Source organism: Acidiferrobacter sp., assembly GCF_054609335.1.
The window spans coordinates 1-17,553 of record NZ_JBTRWP010000005.1 but is presented as its reverse complement, the minus strand read 5'-3'; the positions used below and the strand labels follow the sequence as shown (position 1 = coordinate 17,553).

Here is a 17,553-nt window from a genome sequence, read left to right as displayed (position 1 = left end):
GGCGTGGCCAGGACGCGAAGCGCTGTGGGCGCCCCCGCGACTCAATTGGAGACCTCGCGGCGCAAATCCGTCGACCGCGTCCCCTGCGACCCCACGGGGACCGGATCGGCGAGATGGGTGAGAAGGGCATGGGGGCCCTCATAACCGGGCCAGAGCCCGACACGCGCCCCGCGACCATTCAAAAGAACCAGGGTCGGCGGCCCAAAGGCGTGCAGGCGCGCCAGCAAACGCCGGGTGCGCGCATTGCTGTGCGTAACATCGGCGCGCACCAGCACGACTGAATCCAATGCGGCCGCGACGCGAGGGTCGTGGAATGTGTTGGTCTCCATGCGCCGGCACTGGACACACCAGGCCGCCCAAAAATCTACCAAGACCGGCCGGCCGTGGGCCGCGGCCAGGACGCGGCGCAGGCCGCTTTGGCCATGGATCGTCTGAAACGCAAGCTTTGGGCCCGAGAGCGATAGAGCGCCCGCGCCCGTGAGGCGCGCAAGAGGGGCCAGCGGGTCGCGAGCCCCGGACAGGGCGCCCGTGCCGAGCACCAAACCGTAACCGAGCACGGCGATACCGAGGCCCTTGGCGACACCCGCGTAGCCCGGCGCCTTAGCAGACAAGGGCTCGAGCGTACCCAGGGCCACGCTGCCTATGATGGCCAGCAGCGACCAGAGCCCCAAGGTCACGGGACCCGGCAGGATACGACTTTCGAGCCAAATCGCGACCCCGATCATGACAACGCCGAAGATCGCCCGAATCTTGTCGAGCCATGGACCGGCCTTGGGGAGAAAATGACCCGCCGAGGTCCCGACGGCGAGCAGTGGGAGGCCCATGCCAACGCTCAGGGCAAACAGCGCGAGACCCCCGAACAGGACATCACCCGTACGCGAGATGAGCAACAGCGCGCCGGCCAGGGGGGCGGCCACGCAAGGACCCACAATGAGTGCGGAAAATCCCCCCAGGACCAAGCTGCCGAAGACTTGGCCGCCCTGGCCGAATCGACCCAGGCGTTCCTGCACCGCGGACGGCATCTGCAGGTCGTACAAGCCGAACATGCAGAGCGCGAGGACCACGAACAGGGCGCTGAAGGCCGACAACACCCAGGGGTTCTGGAAGGCCGCTTGCACATAGTGTCCGGTAAGCGCCGCGACCACGCCAGCGCCCGTGTAGGTCACGGCCATGCCGGCCACATAGGCAAGCGAGAGCGTGAACGGGCGGGCGCGCCCCCGACATTGACCGATGACGGTGGCCGATAGGATCGGGATCATCGGGAAGACGCAAGGGGTAAACGCGAGCCCAAGCCCGGCCACCAGAAACAGGGCGAGTGTCGTCCAAGGGGGGGTGGGCTTGGCCGGCGTGAGAGAGGCGATGGGCTTGAGGGAGCCCGTCTTAAGGCTAGCCGTAGGCGCTTGCGCGCGCGGCGAACCAGTGGAAGACGTCTTGAGAGGGCCCGCGGGAGGCCAACCGCTTATTGGGGTCTTCAGGACGACCGTCTTTGTAAGCGGCGGGTAGCAGATACCGGCATTCGCGCAGCCCTGGTAACGCGCCGTCACACGGATCGCGGAGACGCCGGGGGCCCCGGCGAACGGGATCGCAAGAACCGTCCGACCTTCATACACCTGTTGGTGGCCGAGCGCCGCATCGTTGACCCACCGCCCCTGGGGGAGCACGAAAGGTGCGAGATGGACGCTGCGCGGTCCGACAGACAGATGGATGCGACTGCGGTACAAGTGATAGCCAGGCGCGGCGGTCCAACGCACGAGGAGCTTGCCGTGCGCAGCCGCCGCGTGGAAGCGAAAGGCCTGATTGGGGGCCAGCGGACGAGCGGCCGCAGCCGCAAGCGCGCCCCACAGGGACACCACCACTACAAGAACCGCTCGCCTGATCATCGGGCCCCGTGCTTCATGTTGTCTCCCGGTATAGAGACGATCCGGGGCCCGACTTATTCCCTGTCCCGGACGCGCGGGCCTCGGGCACCTAGGAGTTGCCTTCCGCGCACTCGGGGCAGGGGATGGCATAGCCGCATTCTTTTTGCGGACAGACCTTCTCCGTACCCCGACGCTTGGTGGTCTTCACCGTAAGAATGGGGTGGCCGCATTGCGGGCACGGCTCGGCGAGCGGCGGATTCCACACAGCATATTTACAGTCCGGATAACGCGAGCAGGAGTAAAAGAGCTTCCCATACCGGGACTTGCGCTTGAGAAGTTTTCCCTCTCGGCACTCCGGACACACCACCCCGGTGTCGGTCGGCCTCTCCAAGGGCTCCATATGCCGGCAGGTCGGATAGTTACTGCAGCCCACGAAACGACCGTAACGGCCGCGCTTTATGACAAGCGGGCTCGCGCACAGGGGACAGCTGCGATCAGGAATGATCTCGGCCGCCGGCGCCTCGGCCTCCTCACCCAGATTGCGCGTGTAATCGCACTCCGGATAGCCGGTGCAGCCAATGAAGTAGCCATTGCGCCCGAGTCGCTTGGACAGCGGCTTCTGGCACTGCGGGCAGGCCTCCGCCAAGACCTCCACGCCGGGCCGCTCGGCATCCTCCTTGTCGCTGACTTGGCGATGGAATTCGGCCCAGAAATCCCGCAACAAGGGTATCCATTCCTTTTCGCCACGCGACACTGCGTCGAGATCATCCTCGAGACGCGCCGTGAAATCGTAATCGACGTAGCGCTCGAAGTGCTGGGCGAGGAATTTGTTGACGACCCGCCCAACATCGGTGGGCTGGAAGCGGCGCTTGTCCAAGACGACATATTCGCGCTGCTGCAGGGTCGAGATGATGGTCGCGTAGGTCGAGGGGCGCCCGATCCCGAACGCCTCCAGCGTCTTCACGAGACTCGCCTCCGAGTAGCGCGGCGGCGGCTCGGTGAAATGCTGCTCCTTGTGGATCTCCTTCAACGCAATGCGATCGTTCTCGCGCATGTCCGGGAGCAAGCGATCGGCCTCGTCGTCCTCCCCCTTCTTGTCGTCCAGGTCCTCTTGGTACACAGCCATGAAACCCGGCACGAGCACCACCGAGCCCGTCGCCCGGGAGACGTCGCCGGGACCGGCCTCGAGATCGACCGCCATGGTGTCGAGCACCGCTGGGATCATCTGGCAGGCCATGGTGCGCCGCCAGATGAGGTCATAGAGCTTCATCTGGTCGGCAGTCAGAAGGGTCCGCAAACCCTCGGGCAAGCGCGCGACCGAGGTCGGCCGTATGGCCTCATGGGCCTCTTGTGCATTCTTGGAGCGCGTCTTGTAGACATGGGGGGCCGGCGGCACGTTGTCTGCCCCGTAGCGCTCCTGAATCGTCGCGCGAATCTCAGTCAATGCGTCCTGCGCCAGGGTGAAGGAGTCCGTACGCATATACGTGATGAGACCCACGGTCTCGCCTTCGATGGTGATGCCCTCGTAAAGCTGCTGCGCGGTGCGCATGGTCCGTTGGGCGGTGAAGTGGAGCTTGCGCGACGCCTCCTGCTGGAGGGTAGACGTGGTGAACGGCGGCGCCGGGTTGCGCTTGCGCTGTTTGCGTTCGACCGCAAGCACCCGGTAACGGCCGTCCGCCGCCCCCGCCTTGAGTCGCCCCTCGATCTCCGTGGCGCGCGCGCCGTCGGGCACCGCGAACTGGTCGAGCCGGGCCCCAGAAAGGGTCGTGAGCTTGGCGCGAAAGGCCTGGCCCTCGGCCTCCATCTCCGACTCTATAGTCCAATACTCACGCTCAACGAAGCGCTCGATCTCTTCCTCGCGCTCCACGATCAGGCGTAACGCCGGACTCTGCACGCGGCCTGCCGACAAACCCCGGCGGACCTTCTTCCAAAGCAAGGGCGACAGATTGAACCCGACGAGATAATCGAGGGCGCGACGCGCCTGCTGCGCGTTGACCAGATTCTCCGAGAGCGCGCGAGGCTCGGCCACCGCCTTCTGGATGGCGCGCTTCGTGATCTCGTGAAAGACGACGCGATACACGGGCTTGTCGGCGATGAGGCCCTCGTCTTTCAGGATCTCGTAGAGGTGCCAGGAGATGGCCTCGCCTTCGCGATCCGGATCGGTAGCGAGGTACAAGGCGTCAGCGCCCTTCATCGCCTTGATGATGAGATCGACGTGCTTGCGATTCTTCTCGATGACCTCGTACTTCATACCGAAGTCGTGCTCGGTATCGACCGCGCCCTTCTTCGGGACGAGGTCGCGCACATGCCCGTAGGAGGCAAGCGCGGTGAATCCCTTACCCAGGTATTTGCTCATCGTCTTGGCCTTCGCAGGCGATTCGACGATAATGAGATTCTTAGCCATGTGTCTTATGTAACAAACGAGTTGGGCGCACTATGGGCCTTGGAGGATGCAAACGCCACCCGGCGATTTCCTGGGGGAGGAACCGCTAATTGAGAGCGCCTTGGGTTTCGTTGAACACGAGGTCCTCCATCCAAGCGTAGGCCTGCTCCTGACCCGGCTGATTGAAGAGCACCATGAGAATGATCCATTTTAGCTGCTCCAGATCCATCTCATCTGTCTCAAGCGCCATGACACGGTCAATGACAAGCTCTCGCGCCGCGGCGTCCAGTACCCCGCCCTGCTCCAGGAACAGGAGGAAACCGCGCGCCGACGTATCCATTTTCTTGTGCTCGTCCTCCGAGTACACACGCAGGGACTTCAAGGACGCGCTGGTGGGCAATACCGCCTGGTTGTTCCTCAAGGCCGCGAGCCCCTCGAGCCACGCAAAGGCCTTGACGATCTCGGCCTTAGGAAAGCCGGCTTGCGCCAGCTCATCGACCAGGGACTCCTGGTCGGGCTGGAAGTCGGGTCCCTCGTCCATGTAGTTTTCGAACAAATACATCAGGACGTCGAGGACGTTTTCTTTCATTTCAGGATCTTGCACTCTACGGTCCGCTCCTGAGGTACGGCGCGTGGCGCCTTTAGCTAAGAGCATGGAGCAAACCGCGGTCAAGGTCAATCTTACGGCGTCGCGACCGTATCACCCACGTGGATCTCGCGGCGCGCCTGCATGATGACACCATAGCTCACGTGCGCGAACGTCCGGAAGATCATGAGCAGCCCCAGCGGTTGTCTGCGGCCGCGCTCCGTCTCGTGCGCGACAGGGTCGTAGAAGCGACGCGGGCGACTATAGATACGCAGCACATAGCCGCGACGGATGCCGGCATTTTTGCCCACATTGATGGCGAGCGCGGCGTAAGTGCCAAGATTCAGGTTGTCGTGGGTCGCCGCCACCACGGCCCCATGGATCTGCTTCTTAGGGGCGCGCGGATAATAATAGGGGATGGGCGGCTGCGGTTGCCACGGAATCAGGCGGTCGCCCGCTTGCACCTCGCGGATCGACGACAGGACCTCGAGCTCCGGCAGATGGCCGCGCCGCACAAGCTTGGCGCGCCCGATGTATTTCGTCTCATAGGCCAGGAAATCTCCGTCCTGGTCGCGCAACGCCGGGCCGCGTCGGTAGATCTCGTAAATCTTGGCCGGATGGGCACCGAGATCGCGGGCATAAAAACGGCCCACGGGACCCAGAAAGGTGTGCCGATGGACCGCCCCCGCCACGTAGCCCAGGCGCCCAAAGGCGCGGCGCGACAGCGCGAGCGGTCGCTGCAGGAAGGGTCCTATGACATTCGGACTCAGGGTGGGGATAGCCCCGACCAAGGCGTGCGAGCCCATCGCGGGCTTCAGCACGACCGTATTGCCGGAGCGCCCGCCCACGGCCTGGACCGGCCCCTCATCCACCAAGTAGGGCTTGCCGTGGGCATAGCGAAGCGCGATGACGTCGCCGGGATAGATGAGGTCGGGGTTGCGAATCTGGATGTTCCGATTCCAGATCCCGGGCCAACGCCACGGGTCGCGAAAGAAATGATTCGCGATGCCCCAGAGCGTATCGCCCTTACGGACCACATAGCTTTGTGGGACGTGGGGGACGACTAGGCGACCCGCCCACGCTGCGGGCGACAGGGCCGCCACCAGTAGAAGACCTAAGCGAACTCGACGCATGGGGTGGAGTGTAGTGGGTGATTCGTTGGTCGTCCACCCGCCGGAAGAGCGACGGACACGGAATTCCGGTATAATGCGGCTTCATGGCACTGCGCGAAATCCTTCGTTATCCGGACCCTCGGCTGCGCAAAAAGGCGCTGCCAGTCGCGCGCGTGGACAAAGAAATCCAGGATCTGGTGCGAGACATGGCCGAGACCATGTACAAAGCCCCGGGCATAGGCTTGGCGGCGACCCAGATCGACGTGGCCAAACGCGTCATCGTCATCGACGCGAGCGCCGACCATAAGGACCTCAAGGTCTTCGTGAACCCCGTCATCAGTGAGCGATCCGGGGTCTTCGGCGTCGAAGAGGGCTGCCTGTCCGTACCGGGCGTATTCGAGGAGGTCGAACGAGCCCAGAGGGTCACGGTGCGCGCGCTGGATCAGCATGGGACACCCTTCGAGCTCGTCGCGGAGGATCTGCTCGCGGTATGCATTCAGCACGAAATCGACCATTTGGACGGCAAGGTCTTCGTCGACTACCTCTCGCGTCTGAAACAACAGCGCATCCGCAAGAAACTCGAAAAGCAGCAGCGGCTGGCGATGTGAGCCGGTTGTGAGGATCGTCTTCGCCGGCGCACCGGCCTTCGCCTGTCCGACCCTGGAGGCCTTGCAAGCGGCAGGCTACCCCGTCGTCGCGGTCCTCACACAGCCCGATCGGCCGGCCGGCCGTGGACGCAAGCTGACCCCAACCCCGGTCAAGACCCTCGCAGACGAATTCGCGATCCCGGTCCACACGCCCGAAAACGGGGCCGTTGCCGAGCAAATCGTGCAGGAGTATCACCCCGACGTGGTCGTGGTGGTGGCCTATGGGCTCATCCTGCCGGCCAGCCTCTTGACCATCCCGCGATTCGGCTGCCTGAACATTCACGCCTCACTGCTCCCACGCTGGCGTGGGGCGGCACCCATTGCCCGGGCGATCGAGGCGGGCGACGCACAAACCGGCGTCACGATCATGCGCCTGGACGCAGGACTGGACACGGGCCCCATGCTGGCCCACGCCACCACCGACATAGGACCCACGGACACCGCCTTGACCTTGGCCGATCGGCTGGCGCGGCTTGGGCCCGAGACATTGCTCCCGGTACTCAACGCCCTGCACCGCGGCGCCTCTGTGCCGGAGGTCGCACAGCCGACCACGGGCGCGACCTATGCGCGCAAGCTGCGCAAAGAGGAAGGGGTTATCGACTGGCAACGAGAAGCGCTCGCCTTGGATCGGCAGATCCGGGCCCTCACGCCCTGGCCCGAGGCGCGCACCGTAATCGGCGACGTCGCGACCAAGATCTGCGCGGCGCGCGCCGTGGAGATCGAGGGAGAGCCCGCCCCGGGCGTGGTGCTCCAGGTCAAGCCGGACCTCTTGATCGGCACCGGTCGCGGGGCGCTTTGTGTAACGAGTCTGCAGGCGGCGAGCGGACGCGCACAAGTGGCGGCGAGCTTTCTTCAGGCGCACCCCCTGCGCCCTGGGGACCGGATTGGCTGAAGCCCGCCACGCCCTGAACCTGCGAGCGCGGGCCACGCGGGCGGTCGCCGCCGTGCTCGGCGGGCGGGCCTTGGATGCGGCACTCGATGAGGATCGCGTGCGGCACGGCCGCCATCCGCTCGTGGAAGAACTGGCGATAGGAACCATCCGCCACACGCCGCGCCTCCTCGCGCTCGCGGCACCCCTCCTCAAGCGGCCGTTTCGCAAGGCCGACCAGGACCTCCAGGCACTGATCCTCGTCGGGCTCTATCAGGCCCGCTTCATGGCAACACCGATCCCGGTGGCGGTATCCGAGGCGGTCGCCACAACGGAGGTGCTGGGCAAACCCTGGGCCAAGGGGGTCGTGAACGCGGTGTTACGCGCCGCTGCCGCCAAAAACGACGCCAGCACCCGGGACGACCCCAACCACCCGGAGTGGCTGGTGGCGCGACTGAAGGCCGCCTGGCCTGACACGTGGCGTGCGATCTTGGCGGCCAACGACGAGCGCGCGCCGCTCACGCTGCGCGTCGATACGGAACGAGTCACGCGAACCGAGTACCTGCAGCGACTTGCCTTGGGCGGCGTGTCCGCCCACGCCCACCCGCTGGTAGAGACGGCGGTCATACTCTCCCACGGCGCCCAGGTGCTGGAGCTGCCCGGATTCAAGGAAGGACTGGTAACGGTCCAAGATGCGGCCGCGCAGCTGGCAGCGCCCCTGCTCGCCGCCTGCGCGGGCGACGCCGTGCTCGATGCCTGCGCCGCACCAGGCGGCAAAACCGGACATATCGCACAAAGCGCGCCGCAGGCCCACGTGACCGCCGTTGACTACGATCCGGCGCGGGTCGCGCGCCTGCGGCAGACCGTGGAGCGCCTCGGGTGCGACGCACGGGTCCGAGTACTGACCCAAGACCTCACCACAGACCCCCTCGCCGACCGCTTCCAGCGCATCCTGATCGATGCGCCGTGCTCGGCGACCGGCGTGATCCGGCGCCACCCGGATATCAAATTGCATAGGCGGGCAAGCGACCTTACACCGCTGCGCCTTGCGCAAGCGCGGCTACTCGACCGGCTCTGGCAAAATCTGGCTCCTGGGGGCACCATGGTCTATGCGACTTGCTCGGTGCTGCCCGAGGAAAACGAGGAGCAGATACTGGCGTTTCTTGAACGCACGCCTGACGCGCGCGAGGACCCCTGGAGCTTCGGGGCCGGTCGGCGCGCCCGCACAGGTTGGCAGTTTCTTCCCGGCGAGTCCGGGATGGACGGGTTCTACTATGCGCGCCTCGTGCGGCGCGCGTGAACGTTGCGAGGAGACCGGCCACGGATACAGAAGCTCTGGAAAAAATGCTGGCGCGCGGGCAGGACAACCTGCTTTTGCGCTTCGGGCTGGGCGGCGAATACGCGCGCCGCGGGGAATACGATAAGGCGATCACGCACCTCGAAGCGGCGGTCGCCTTCGATGCGAAACACGCCGCCGCCTGGAAGCTCCTCGGCAAGGCGCTCGCCACCTGCGGGCGCCTCGATGATGCCCGCCACGCCTACCGGAGCGGGATAGACGCCGCCCGCGCCGACGGGCATGTGCAGGCGGCGCGCGAGATGGAGGTCTTCCTGAAACGGCTCGACAAATCGTCCCCCTAGCCTGATCCTCCGACCACCAAGGGGTTTCGCCTTATGTGTCAAGCCACTAGCCTGAAAACGCAGTTCCGGCTGCTGTCTACATCTGGTAAGTTTTGACCAGTTCGTAGGCCCGCTTTTGGGTGGCGTTGGCGATGGTGAGGACGGGGTAGTTGACGATTCACCGTGCGAAATTTTTGGCCATGTCCATCCGCTGATGGAGGATGCGCACAACCAGAAGGCCGTCAGAGCCGACCGTGTAAAAGATCACATGACGCTCGTGAGGAAAGCGCCGGTAACCAGGGCGGATATCCTCGGCGGCACTCCCCATTTCGGGGTTCGCGGCCAGTAATTCTAGGCACCGGCTGAGGGCAATGTAATATGTCTCCGCTTGGCGAACACCGAACTCCTCAATGGATCGCTCCAAAATATCTTCGATGTCCCGGGCCGCAGCCTCGGAGAGCTTAACCATCCGGACCGCGACGGCCCTTCACGTCCTGCCAAATCTCCCCAAGTGAACGACTCGACACGCCGCTCTTCTCTCCTACGATGAGGGCCTGCATCAAGGCTTCCCGCTGACCCTGATATTCCTGATCGCGACGGATAAGATCGCGGACATAATCGCTCACGTTGCTGTAATGGCCGGTTCTTACCTGATCTTCTATCCAGCCCTTCATGGTGTTGGGCAGGGACACATTCATGGTTGCCATAGTTAGGGTACCTCTCGCCTGAACGATGGCACGTCATGACAATCTTTGTCAATCTTGCCGCCCATTCGTCCTAATAGACCGGGGGCAGCCCCGGGGGGCGCGTCTTGAAGCGCTTGTGGACCCAGAAATATTGCTCCGGACGCTCGCGCACCCCTTCTTCGATGGCGCGATTGGTCGCCGTGGCATCGGTCAAGACGTCACCGCTCGGAAAATTGGCAAGCGGCGCGCCGAACACGATCTCGTAGCCCCGGCCGCGCGGCTTCTGCCATACATAACACGGAACGACCTGCGCCGAGACCGCGCGGGCGAGCCTCCCCACGGCATGAAGGGTGATGGTCGGCACCCCGAAAAACGGCGCAAAGACACTGGAGCGCTCGCCAAAGTCCTGATCCGGGAGATAAAACAGGACACGCCCCTCTTTCAAGGCCTTCAAGACCGGCCGCACCCCCTCTTGCTGGGTGATCATAGTCGCCCCGAAACGTCCGACGCTGCGGCGGAAGGCGGCCTCGAAGACAGGGTTGGGGAGACGGCGATAGACGTTGACCATGGGCCGTTCGGTCGACAGGAGACAGGCCACCTCGAAGCCCGCGAAGTGGGGGGCGAGCAAGATCACATTCCCGCGCGCCAAGGCCCGATCATAATGTTCGCGTCCCCGAAACGAGATCAGGCGCGAGAGACGCGCGGGGCTCGCCCACCAGGCGATCATGACATCGAAAAATCCTTGACCCAGGGAGGCGAAGTGGGTGCGCGCCAAGCGCCTGCGCCAGGCCTCACTCTGCTCGGGGAAACATAAACGCAGGTTCGTAGCCACGACCCGCCGACGCGAGCCAAGCACGCCATAGCCGATCCCCCCGAGGATGCGCCCCAAGAAGGCCAGCACCGGCAGGGGGAGATGACTCAGACACCAAAAAACCCCCAAGGCCACGCGCGAGGCAGCCTGCCGGAGACTCCCCGCACGCTCAGTCATAAAGAGACCTCCCATCCCGATGCACGCGCTTGAAACGCTTGTAAGTCCAGAGATATTGCTCAGGCATCCGACGAATCCCCTGCTCGATAGCGGCGTTCATGCGGGTCGCGTCGGCGAGCGCATCGTCCGTCGGGAAGGGCGCGAGCGGTGGACCGATCTCGACCTCATACCCCCCCGCCCCCGGCAGCTTACGGGTATAGCAGGGCAGCACCACGGCGTCGGTGAGATGAGCGATGCGCGCAAGCGCCGTGAGCGTCGGGGTCGGTATCCCGAAAAAGGGCGCGGGGACCGCCTCGGCGTCGCCCGGATCCAGGTCGGGCAGATAATAGAAGGGCTTGTGTTCGCGGATGCTGCGGATAAGCGAGCGTAGCGGCGCGTCGTGACGCCAGAGCGTCGCTCCATACTGCGTGCGCCGCGCCAGCAAGGCGTGCTCGAGAATGCTAGCGGGGGCGCGATACATGCTGATGCACGGGCCGAGACTCGAGATCCGCAGGCCGCCGGCCTCCAGGGCCAGGAAATGCGGGGCGAGCAGGATGACGTTACGGCCGCGCGCGAGCGCCTCATCATAGGGTTCCCGCGCAATGATGCGCACGCGCCGGCGCAGTTCGTCCTCCGAGGCCCACCAAAGACGCAGGGTCGCGAATGCGTTTTGTCCTATGGCCAGAAAATGGCGGCGCACTAAGCGCTCGCGCGCGGCCCCCGAGAGTTCGGGAAAACAGAGGCCGACATTGACGCGCGCGATATGGCGCGGACGTACAGCCAGCGCGTAGGCCAAGGCCCCGAGGCCCGTCCCTGTCATCAGGAGCAGCGGCCAAGGCAGAGCCGCAAGCCCTCGCAAGAGCCCGCCCACCATTCGCTCACCCCACCCGAGTCGTTCAGTCATAAGGGGAGACGCCGTCATCGCGGGTCTTGAAGCGCTTCATGGTCCACATGTACTGCTCCGGCATCTTCAAAACGGCTTGTTCTATGGTGGCATTCATGGCGGCGGCGTCCCCCGGCTCGCTGCCCGTCGGGAAGCTGGCGATCGGGGGCTCCAGCCACAGCTCGCAGCCACCGCGTGCCAGAAGCCGCGTAAAGCATGGGATGACCACTGCATCGGTCATGCGCGCGAGGCGTCCGAGGGTCGGCAAGGTCGCGGCCTGGACCCCAAAAAAGGGGGCGTACACCGATTCCTTAGGCCCGAGATCCTCATCCGGCACGTAGGAGGCGCCGTAGCCGGCCTTCACGGCGCGCACCAGGGCGCGTATCCCAGCCTCGCGCGCGAACACGCGGCCACCGAAGCGCTCGCGCCCGCGCGTCATGACGAAGTCCAGGACGGGGTCCTTCATGGGCTTCACGAATCCCACGTAAGGGAAGTAGCGGGACAAGGCGAGGCTCGCCTCAAGACCCACGCAATGACAATGAAGGACGATGACGCGGCGGCCGGCGGCGCGCGCCGTCTCGTAATGCTCAAGTCCTGTCACACGCAGACAGCAATCGATCATCCGCTCGTCGCCCCACCATAGGACCGCTATGTGAAAGAGCGCGAGCGCCGCCAACCGGAAATGCTCCCGCACCGCTCGCGCCTGGCGTTCGACGCTCCAGTCGGGGAAACAAAGTGCGATATTGATCGCGGCGATGCGCCGCCGCTTCGCGTTCCCGCGATAATAGAGGTGACCCAGGATCCTCGCGATCCGCGCGCGCATCGCGAGGGGCAGATAAAGACTGCCCCGCAACAGGGCGACGGCCGCCCAGGACGGCCAGTGGCGGGGCGCAAGCAAGTGCCAGCGAAAAGGCGCGCGATGGGCGCCGGTGAGATCAAAGGCCGCAGTCATGGGGGCGCATTGTGCCAGAGCCGCGCCGCGTCGGTCACCGCGGGGCGCCATCAGGGGATTCGGCGGTACCGAGGAGGGGGCGCACGGCCTTCAGGAGATTACGAAATAGCACCTTGTGGCGCGACTCCTCGGCGGCCAGCATGGCCTTCATAGCGGCGCGCTCGGCGGGCTTTCGGAAACACGCCGGGCAGTTGTCGGCGATCACAGGAAGCGCGGCTGTGCGCGCGAAGTCCCGCAACTGGCGTTCGCGGACATAGACAAAGGGGCGGATGACGCGCAGATCCCCGGCGTCGATTTGATAATGGGCGCGCATGGTACGCAAGGTCCCGGCATAAAAGGCGCTCATCAGGAAGGATTCGGCGATATCATCGAGGTGCTGGGCCAGCGCCAGGACATTGTAGCCGTGGTCGCGGGCGACGCGATACAAAGTTCCGCGCCGCATGCGCGAACAGTAGCTGCAGAACGAATCGTTGCCGAGCGTCGTCCGGGCACGTTCGGCAATGGCCTGCCGTTCATAGAAATACGGGACACCGAGGGTCTGCATATAGGGGCTGAGCGGCGCGGGGTCGAAGCCTTCTATGCCCGGATCCACGGTCGCCACCCCGAGGTCGAAGGCGACCGGGGCCTTTTTCTGCAAATGGCGCAGCACCTGCAGAAGGCTCAGGCTATCCTTGCCCCCGGACACGCCCAGAAGCACGCGATCTCCCTCGCGAATCATGGCGTAATCAAAAATGGCCTGGCCTGTCAATCTCAACAATGGCCTTGGGGGAATGGGCGACATCCGGCTATGTTAGCCTTTAGACGGCGCCTTGCCAAAAACGCAGCCGCCATCTGTCTTTTCACGAGAAAGCTATGTTATGGTATTGGTTTCTAGCAGACTAGCCCTCGCCCGATTTCGGCGTATTTTCACTTCTTCTTTAAGGACCTCACCCAAGAACCCGGGAGCCATCATGTCGAAAACCTATCTCTTTACGTCTGAGTCGGTGTCCGAAGGTCACCCCGACAAAATCGCGGACCAGATCTCGGACGGGGTGCTTGACGCCGTACTGACCCAGGACCCCCATGGGCGTGTCGCGTGCGAGACGCTCGTGAACACGGGGCTCGTGGTGTTGTCGGGGGAAATCACCACCAAGGCGATCGTCGACTTCACCGAGATCGCGCGCTCGACCATACGGCGCATCGGCTATGAGGCACGCATGGGCTTCGATGGCGATGCCTGTGCCGTGGTAGTTGCCATGGACAAGCAGTCACCAGACATCGCGCAAGGGGTCAATGAAGGTGAGGGGCTGGACCTGGAGCAGGGCGCGGGCGACCAAGGCCTCATGTTCGGCTACGCCACGAACGAGACCGAGACGTTGATGCCCATGCCCATCACCTTCGCGCATACACTCATGCAGCGACAGGCCGCCGTGCGCCGCTCTGGACGCCTGCCCTGGCTGCGGCCGGACGCCAAGAGCCAGGTGACGATACGCTACGAGAACGACATCCCGGCCGCGATCGACACCATCGTCGTCTCCACGCAACATGACCCTGAGGTGCGCTACGAGGACCTGAAGGAAGCGGTCATGGAGGAGATCATCAAGCCCTCGCTGCCCGAGGGCTGGCTCAAGAAAGAGACGCGCTTCTTCATCAACCCGACAGGCCGCTTCGTGGTAGGTGGCCCGGTCGGAGACTGCGGGCTCACGGGTCGCAAGATCATCGTTGACACCTACGGCGGCATGGCGCGCCATGGGGGCGGGGCGTTTTCCGGGAAAGACCCCTCCAAGGTCGACCGCTCAGCGGCCTACGCCGGGCGTTATGTCGCCAAGAACATCGTGGCCGCGGGCTTGGCCGCGCGTTGCGAGATCCAGGTCGCGTACGCGATCGGGGTGGCGCAACCGGTCTCGATCCGGGTCGAAACCTTCGGGACCGGGGTGGTGAGCGACAGCCGCATCGCCGAACTGGTCGCCGAACACTTCGACCTGCGGCCCAAGGCCATCATCCAAACCCTGGACCTGTTGCGTCCGATTTACGCAAAGACCGCCGCCTACGGCCATTTCGGTCGCACCGAGAGTGAGTTCCTGTGGGAGCGCACCGACAAGGCCGAGGCCCTGCGCGCGGCCGTCGAAGGCAAGAAGATCCAGTCCCTGCGGTAGGAGAGAGACATGAAATCGGCTGTACACGCACAAGAGACAAATGACTATAAGGTAGCCGACATTGGGCAGGCGGCCTACGGCCGCGCTGAGATCGCGATCGCGGAGACCGAGATGCCGGGCCTCATGGCCCTGCGCGAGGAATATAAAGGGAAAGCCCCCCTGAAGGGTGCACGAATCGCCGGCAGCCTCCATATGACGATCCAAACCGCGGTCCTGATGGAGACGCTCGTCGAGTTGGGCGCGGAGCTGCGCTGGTCGTCGTGCAATATCTTCTCGACCCAAGACCACGCGGCCGCTGCCATGGCCGCCGCGGGCATACCGGTCTTCGCCTGGAAGGGCGAGAGCGACGAGGAGTACTGGTGGTGCATCGAGCAAACCATCAACGGGCCCGACGGTTGGCACCCGAACATGCTGCTCGACGACGGCGGCGACCTGACCGCAGTCATGCACGAGCGCTATCCGAACCTCATGAAGGACGTGCGCGGGCTGTCCGAAGAGACCACCACCGGGGTGCATAGGCTCTACGAACTCGAGGCCAAGGGCAAGTTGCTCTGCCCGGCGTTCAACGTGAACGACTCGGTCACCAAGTCCAAGTTCGACAACCTCTACGGATGCCGTGAGTCCCTGATCGACGGGATCAAACGCGCCACCGACGTCATGATCGCCGGCAAGATTTGCCTCGTGGCGGGCTATGGCGATGTGGGCAAGGGCTGCGCACAAGCCTTCCGCGGCATGGGCGCGACCGTATGGGTCACGGAGATCGACCCGATCTGCGCCTTGCAGGCGGCCATGGAGGGCTACCGGGTAGTGACCCTGGACGAGGCCGCGCCGCTCGCTGATATCTTTGTGACCGCGACCGGCAACGTCCGCGTCATAGGCCTTGAGCATGTACGGGCCATGAAGCATGAGGCGATCGTCTGCAATATCGGGCACTTCGATTCCGAGATCGACATCGCCGCCTTGCGGACCCTGCCCTGGGAGAATATCAAGCCCCAGGTGGACCATGTAGTGTTTCCGGACGGCAAGAAGGTCATCATCCTGGCCGAGGGACGGCTCGTGAACCTGGGCTGCGCAACCGGTCATTCGAGCTTCGTCATGTCGGCCTCGTTCACAAACCAGGTCATGGCACAGATCGAGCTTTGGGGCCGGTCACAGGATTACAAGGTGCAGGTCTATACCTTGCCCAAGCACCTAGACGAGAAGGTCGCGCGCCTGCATTTGAATAAGATCGGTGCGCACCTGACGCGGCTTACGCCCGAGCAGGCCACGTATATCAATGTGCCGGCCGAGGGTCCTTTTAAGCCGACCCGGTACCGTTACTAAAGGTGGAGTCGCAACGGCATTACGCGCGGGTCTTCAGCTTCGAGTTCTTTCCACCGAAGAGCGAGGAGGCGCGCGCGGCCTTCCACGCCGCCCTGGAGCAACTCGCGCCACTCGACCCGCGATTCTTCTCGGTAACCTTCGGGGCCGGGGGGAGTACGCGGGAACGGACGCTGGAAACCGTCCGGGAGATCGCGGAGCGGGGCAAAGCGGCGGCACCCCACCTCTCGTGCATCGGCGCGACCCGCGAGGGCGTTCGCGAGATATTGGGTACCTACAAGGCGCTGGGCGTCCGCCACATCGTGGCGCTACGCGGCGATCTGCCCTCGGGCATGGTCGATCCCGGCGATTTCCGCTACGCCTCCGAACTTGTGCGCTTTATACGCGCGGAGACCGGAGACCACTTCCACATAGAAGTGGCCGCCTACCCCGAGGTGCACCCCCAGGCCGTGAGCGCCGAGGATGACATCAAGCACTTCCAGGAAAAGGTGGGGGCGGGCGCGAATTCAGCGATCACCCAGTATTTCTACAACGCCGACGCCTACTATTGGTTCGTCGACGCCTGCGAGGCGCGGGGGCTCACGATTCCGATCGTGCCTGGCATCATGCCGATCACGAACCACCGCCAGCTGCTGCGCTTCTCCGAGGCCTGCGGGGCCGAAGTGCCGCGCTGGATCCGGCGGCGGCTGGAAGATTTCGGAGACGACGCCGAATCGATCCGCTCCTTCGGTCTCGACGTAACCACATCCCTGTGCGCCGAACTCCTGGCCGCGGGAGCCCCGGGGCTCCACTTCTACACCCTCAACAAAGCGGCCGCCTCGAGCATCATCTGGGAGCGGCTCGGATTGTAGGCCTTAGGAGCGGACGCAAGACGCGCAAGGCTTACATCGCCCCACCAGGCATACACGCGTACGCTTACGGCGCCCCGGGCGAAACCATTTGATCGACCAGCCGATAGACAGTCGTTCCGCCCAAGGCCCGCGGCCAATCGCCGCATGGTGGCGTATCGCGACGCTTCGCCCGTCGTATCGCCGCACGAATACGGGCGTCGGAGACGGTTAAGGCCAAGTCCACTACTCCCTTGTCAAACCGCGGGCAGTGGCGGCGAAGGCGATCGGAACACTCGCGCGCCGATGCGAGGCCTTCGCCATCCTCGAAATGAAGGAGGAGCCAATACTCGAAACTTGGGTTACTGAGCGCGAAACCGAAATTATCGGAACCTTTGGACCAGGCATGGGGTTCGGTGAGCTGGTCTTCGGTCCATTGGTCTTTGTCCACGACAAGCCACGCCTGATCAGAAGCCCTCAGGCTCTGGCTCTTCAAATAAGCCTTCATTCGACTCAGGACGGCACGAGGCGCGCTGTGATTCCCGCGCCTCAAACAATGGACATGGACGAAGGATGATTCGTTAGTGACACTCTCAACCCGCTCAAGCGGGTGAGCTTCTTACTGAATGACACGGTTCATGGGCATGCTCCAGAGAGCCCGCACACACATCCTGCGGCGCTTGATTCCGTGCTTCGGAAAGACAACACCGA

Annotated in this window: 18 protein-coding genes; 7 read left to right on the top strand and 11 right to left on the bottom strand. The window is 64.1% G+C overall.

Translation table 11 applies throughout. From position 1 onward, the window contains the following. Window positions 1-41 precede the first annotated feature (41 nt). From dsbD to ACYCTF_RS02080, 4 genes are all read right to left on the bottom strand, one after another. Window positions 42-1,880: a protein-disulfide reductase DsbD gene (gene dsbD / locus ACYCTF_RS02095; RefSeq protein WP_461282559.1), complete on the bottom strand. Its 1,839-nt coding sequence runs from the start codon at window positions 1,878-1,880 to the stop codon at window positions 42-44. 88 nt (window positions 1,881-1,968) lie between these two features. After that, window positions 1,969-4,263, bottom strand: a complete 2,295-nt coding sequence (topA, locus tag ACYCTF_RS02090) for a type I DNA topoisomerase (RefSeq protein WP_461282560.1) — start codon at window positions 4,261-4,263, stop codon at window positions 1,969-1,971. An 85-nt stretch (window positions 4,264-4,348) separates the two neighbouring features. Then, a complete protein-coding gene (locus tag ACYCTF_RS02085; protein WP_461282561.1) occupies window positions 4,349-4,831 on the bottom strand; it encodes a DUF494 family protein in 483 nt (160 codons plus the stop codon). Window positions 4,832-4,923: 92 nt separating this feature from the next. After that, window positions 4,924-5,961, bottom strand: coding sequence for a LysM peptidoglycan-binding domain-containing protein (locus tag ACYCTF_RS02080; RefSeq protein ID WP_461282562.1), 1,038 nt, complete (start codon window positions 5,959-5,961; stop codon window positions 4,924-4,926). A gap of 83 nt (window positions 5,962-6,044) precedes the next feature. Here ACYCTF_RS02080 and def point away from each other — a divergent pair, with 83 nt between their 5' ends. From def to ACYCTF_RS02060, 4 genes are read left to right on the top strand one after another with little or no spacing between them, the layout of a single operon-like run. Continuing rightward, window positions 6,045-6,548, top strand: a complete 504-nt coding sequence (gene def / locus ACYCTF_RS02075; protein WP_461282563.1) for a peptide deformylase — start codon at window positions 6,045-6,047, stop codon at window positions 6,546-6,548. A 7-nt stretch (window positions 6,549-6,555) separates the two neighbouring features. Continuing rightward, a complete protein-coding gene (gene fmt / locus ACYCTF_RS02070; protein ID WP_461284508.1) occupies window positions 6,556-7,479 on the top strand; it encodes a methionyl-tRNA formyltransferase in 924 nt (307 codons plus the stop codon). Then, window positions 7,472-8,755 carry a 16S rRNA (cytosine(967)-C(5))-methyltransferase RsmB gene (gene rsmB, locus ACYCTF_RS02065; RefSeq protein WP_461284507.1) on the top strand — a complete coding sequence of 428 codons (1,284 nt, stop codon included), beginning with the start codon at window positions 7,472-7,474 and terminating at the stop codon, window positions 8,753-8,755. The genes fmt and rsmB overlap by 8 nt, the downstream gene beginning before the upstream one ends. Then, window positions 8,752-9,093 carry a tetratricopeptide repeat protein gene (locus tag ACYCTF_RS02060; RefSeq protein WP_461282566.1) on the top strand — a complete coding sequence of 114 codons (342 nt, stop codon included), beginning with the start codon at window positions 8,752-8,754 and terminating at the stop codon, window positions 9,091-9,093. Before rsmB ends, ACYCTF_RS02060 begins: the two co-directional genes overlap by 4 nt. Window positions 9,094-9,250: 157 nt before the next feature. Here ACYCTF_RS02060 and ACYCTF_RS02055 read toward each other — a convergent pair whose 3' ends face one another. From ACYCTF_RS02055 to ACYCTF_RS02030, 6 genes are all read right to left on the bottom strand, one after another. Continuing rightward, entirely contained in the window at window positions 9,251-9,541 is a 291-nt protein-coding gene (locus ACYCTF_RS02055) for a type II toxin-antitoxin system RelE/ParE family toxin (protein ID WP_461282567.1), read from the bottom strand. Further along, window positions 9,534-9,779 carry a type II toxin-antitoxin system ParD family antitoxin gene (locus tag ACYCTF_RS02050; protein WP_461282568.1) on the bottom strand — a complete coding sequence of 82 codons (246 nt, stop codon included), beginning with the start codon at window positions 9,777-9,779 and terminating at the stop codon, window positions 9,534-9,536. The genes ACYCTF_RS02055 and ACYCTF_RS02050 overlap by 8 nt, the downstream gene beginning before the upstream one ends. Before the next feature lie 70 nt (window positions 9,780-9,849). After that, window positions 9,850-10,746 (bottom strand): lysophospholipid acyltransferase family protein, encoded by an 897-nt coding sequence (locus tag ACYCTF_RS02045; protein WP_461282569.1) that lies wholly within the window; start codon window positions 10,744-10,746, stop codon window positions 9,850-9,852. Continuing rightward, the gene (locus ACYCTF_RS02040; protein ID WP_461282570.1) at window positions 10,739-11,629 is read right to left on the bottom strand and encodes a lysophospholipid acyltransferase family protein; all 891 of its coding nucleotides are present in this window, start codon (window positions 11,627-11,629) and stop codon (window positions 10,739-10,741) included. Before ACYCTF_RS02040 ends, ACYCTF_RS02045 begins: the two co-directional genes overlap by 8 nt. Then, window positions 11,622-12,560, bottom strand: coding sequence for an LpxL/LpxP family acyltransferase (locus tag ACYCTF_RS02035; RefSeq protein WP_461282571.1), 939 nt, complete (start codon window positions 12,558-12,560; stop codon window positions 11,622-11,624). Before ACYCTF_RS02035 ends, ACYCTF_RS02040 begins: the two co-directional genes overlap by 8 nt. A gap of 34 nt (window positions 12,561-12,594) precedes the next feature. Next, the gene (locus tag ACYCTF_RS02030; protein WP_461282572.1) at window positions 12,595-13,278 is read right to left on the bottom strand and encodes a tRNA 2-thiocytidine biosynthesis TtcA family protein; all 684 of its coding nucleotides are present in this window, start codon (window positions 13,276-13,278) and stop codon (window positions 12,595-12,597) included. Window positions 13,279-13,510: 232 nt separating this feature from the next. On the opposite strand from ACYCTF_RS02030, the gene metK reads away from it, so the two are divergent. Genes metK through metF form a run of 3 tightly spaced genes read left to right on the top strand, consistent with a single transcriptional unit; the run spans window position 13,511 to window position 16,866 of the window. Further along, the gene (gene metK / locus ACYCTF_RS02025; protein ID WP_461282573.1) at window positions 13,511-14,695 is read left to right on the top strand and encodes a methionine adenosyltransferase; all 1,185 of its coding nucleotides are present in this window, start codon (window positions 13,511-13,513) and stop codon (window positions 14,693-14,695) included. A 9-nt stretch (window positions 14,696-14,704) separates the two neighbouring features. Beyond that, on the top strand, window positions 14,705-16,018 hold the full coding sequence (ahcY, locus tag ACYCTF_RS02020) for an adenosylhomocysteinase (RefSeq protein WP_461282574.1): 1,314 nt from the start codon (window positions 14,705-14,707) through the stop codon (window positions 16,016-16,018). Window positions 16,019-16,020: 2 nt separating this feature from the next. Continuing rightward, window positions 16,021-16,866 (top strand): methylenetetrahydrofolate reductase [NAD(P)H], encoded by an 846-nt coding sequence (metF, locus tag ACYCTF_RS02015; protein ID WP_461282575.1) that lies wholly within the window; start codon window positions 16,021-16,023, stop codon window positions 16,864-16,866. A 64-nt stretch (window positions 16,867-16,930) separates the two neighbouring features. Here metF and ACYCTF_RS02010 read toward each other — a convergent pair whose 3' ends face one another. Continuing rightward, complete coding sequence (locus tag ACYCTF_RS02010; protein WP_461282576.1) at window positions 16,931-17,395, bottom strand: RloB family protein; 465 nt, start codon at window positions 17,393-17,395, stop codon at window positions 16,931-16,933. Between the last annotated feature and the right edge of the window lie 158 nt (window positions 17,396-17,553).

Coding starts and splice junctions, on each gene's coding strand:
- dsbD (WP_461282559.1), bottom strand. CDS start 1,880: ATGATCAGGCGAGCGGTTCTTGTAGTGGTGGTGTCCCTGTGGGGCGCG.
- topA (WP_461282560.1), bottom strand. CDS start 4,263: ATGGCTAAGAATCTCATTATCGTCGAATCGCCTGCGAAGGCCAAGACG.
- ACYCTF_RS02085 (WP_461282561.1), bottom strand. CDS start 4,831: ATGAAAGAAAACGTCCTCGACGTCCTGATGTATTTGTTCGAAAACTAC.
- ACYCTF_RS02080 (WP_461282562.1), bottom strand. CDS start 5,961: ATGCGTCGAGTTCGCTTAGGTCTTCTACTGGTGGCGGCCCTGTCGCCC.
- def (WP_461282563.1), top strand. CDS start 6,045: ATGGCACTGCGCGAAATCCTTCGTTATCCGGACCCTCGGCTGCGCAAA.
- ACYCTF_RS02055 (WP_461282567.1), bottom strand. CDS start 9,541: ATGGTTAAGCTCTCCGAGGCTGCGGCCCGGGACATCGAAGATATTTTG.
- ACYCTF_RS02050 (WP_461282568.1), bottom strand. CDS start 9,779: ATGGCAACCATGAATGTGTCCCTGCCCAACACCATGAAGGGCTGGATA.
- ACYCTF_RS02045 (WP_461282569.1), bottom strand. CDS start 10,746: ATGACTGAGCGTGCGGGGAGTCTCCGGCAGGCTGCCTCGCGCGTGGCC.
- ACYCTF_RS02040 (WP_461282570.1), bottom strand. CDS start 11,629: ATGACTGAACGACTCGGGTGGGGTGAGCGAATGGTGGGCGGGCTCTTG.
- ACYCTF_RS02035 (WP_461282571.1), bottom strand. CDS start 12,560: ATGACTGCGGCCTTTGATCTCACCGGCGCCCATCGCGCGCCTTTTCGC.
- ACYCTF_RS02030 (WP_461282572.1), bottom strand. CDS start 13,278: ATGATTCGCGAGGGAGATCGCGTGCTTCTGGGCGTGTCCGGGGGCAAG.
- metK (WP_461282573.1), top strand. CDS start 13,511: ATGTCGAAAACCTATCTCTTTACGTCTGAGTCGGTGTCCGAAGGTCAC.
- ahcY (WP_461282574.1), top strand. CDS start 14,705: ATGAAATCGGCTGTACACGCACAAGAGACAAATGACTATAAGGTAGCC.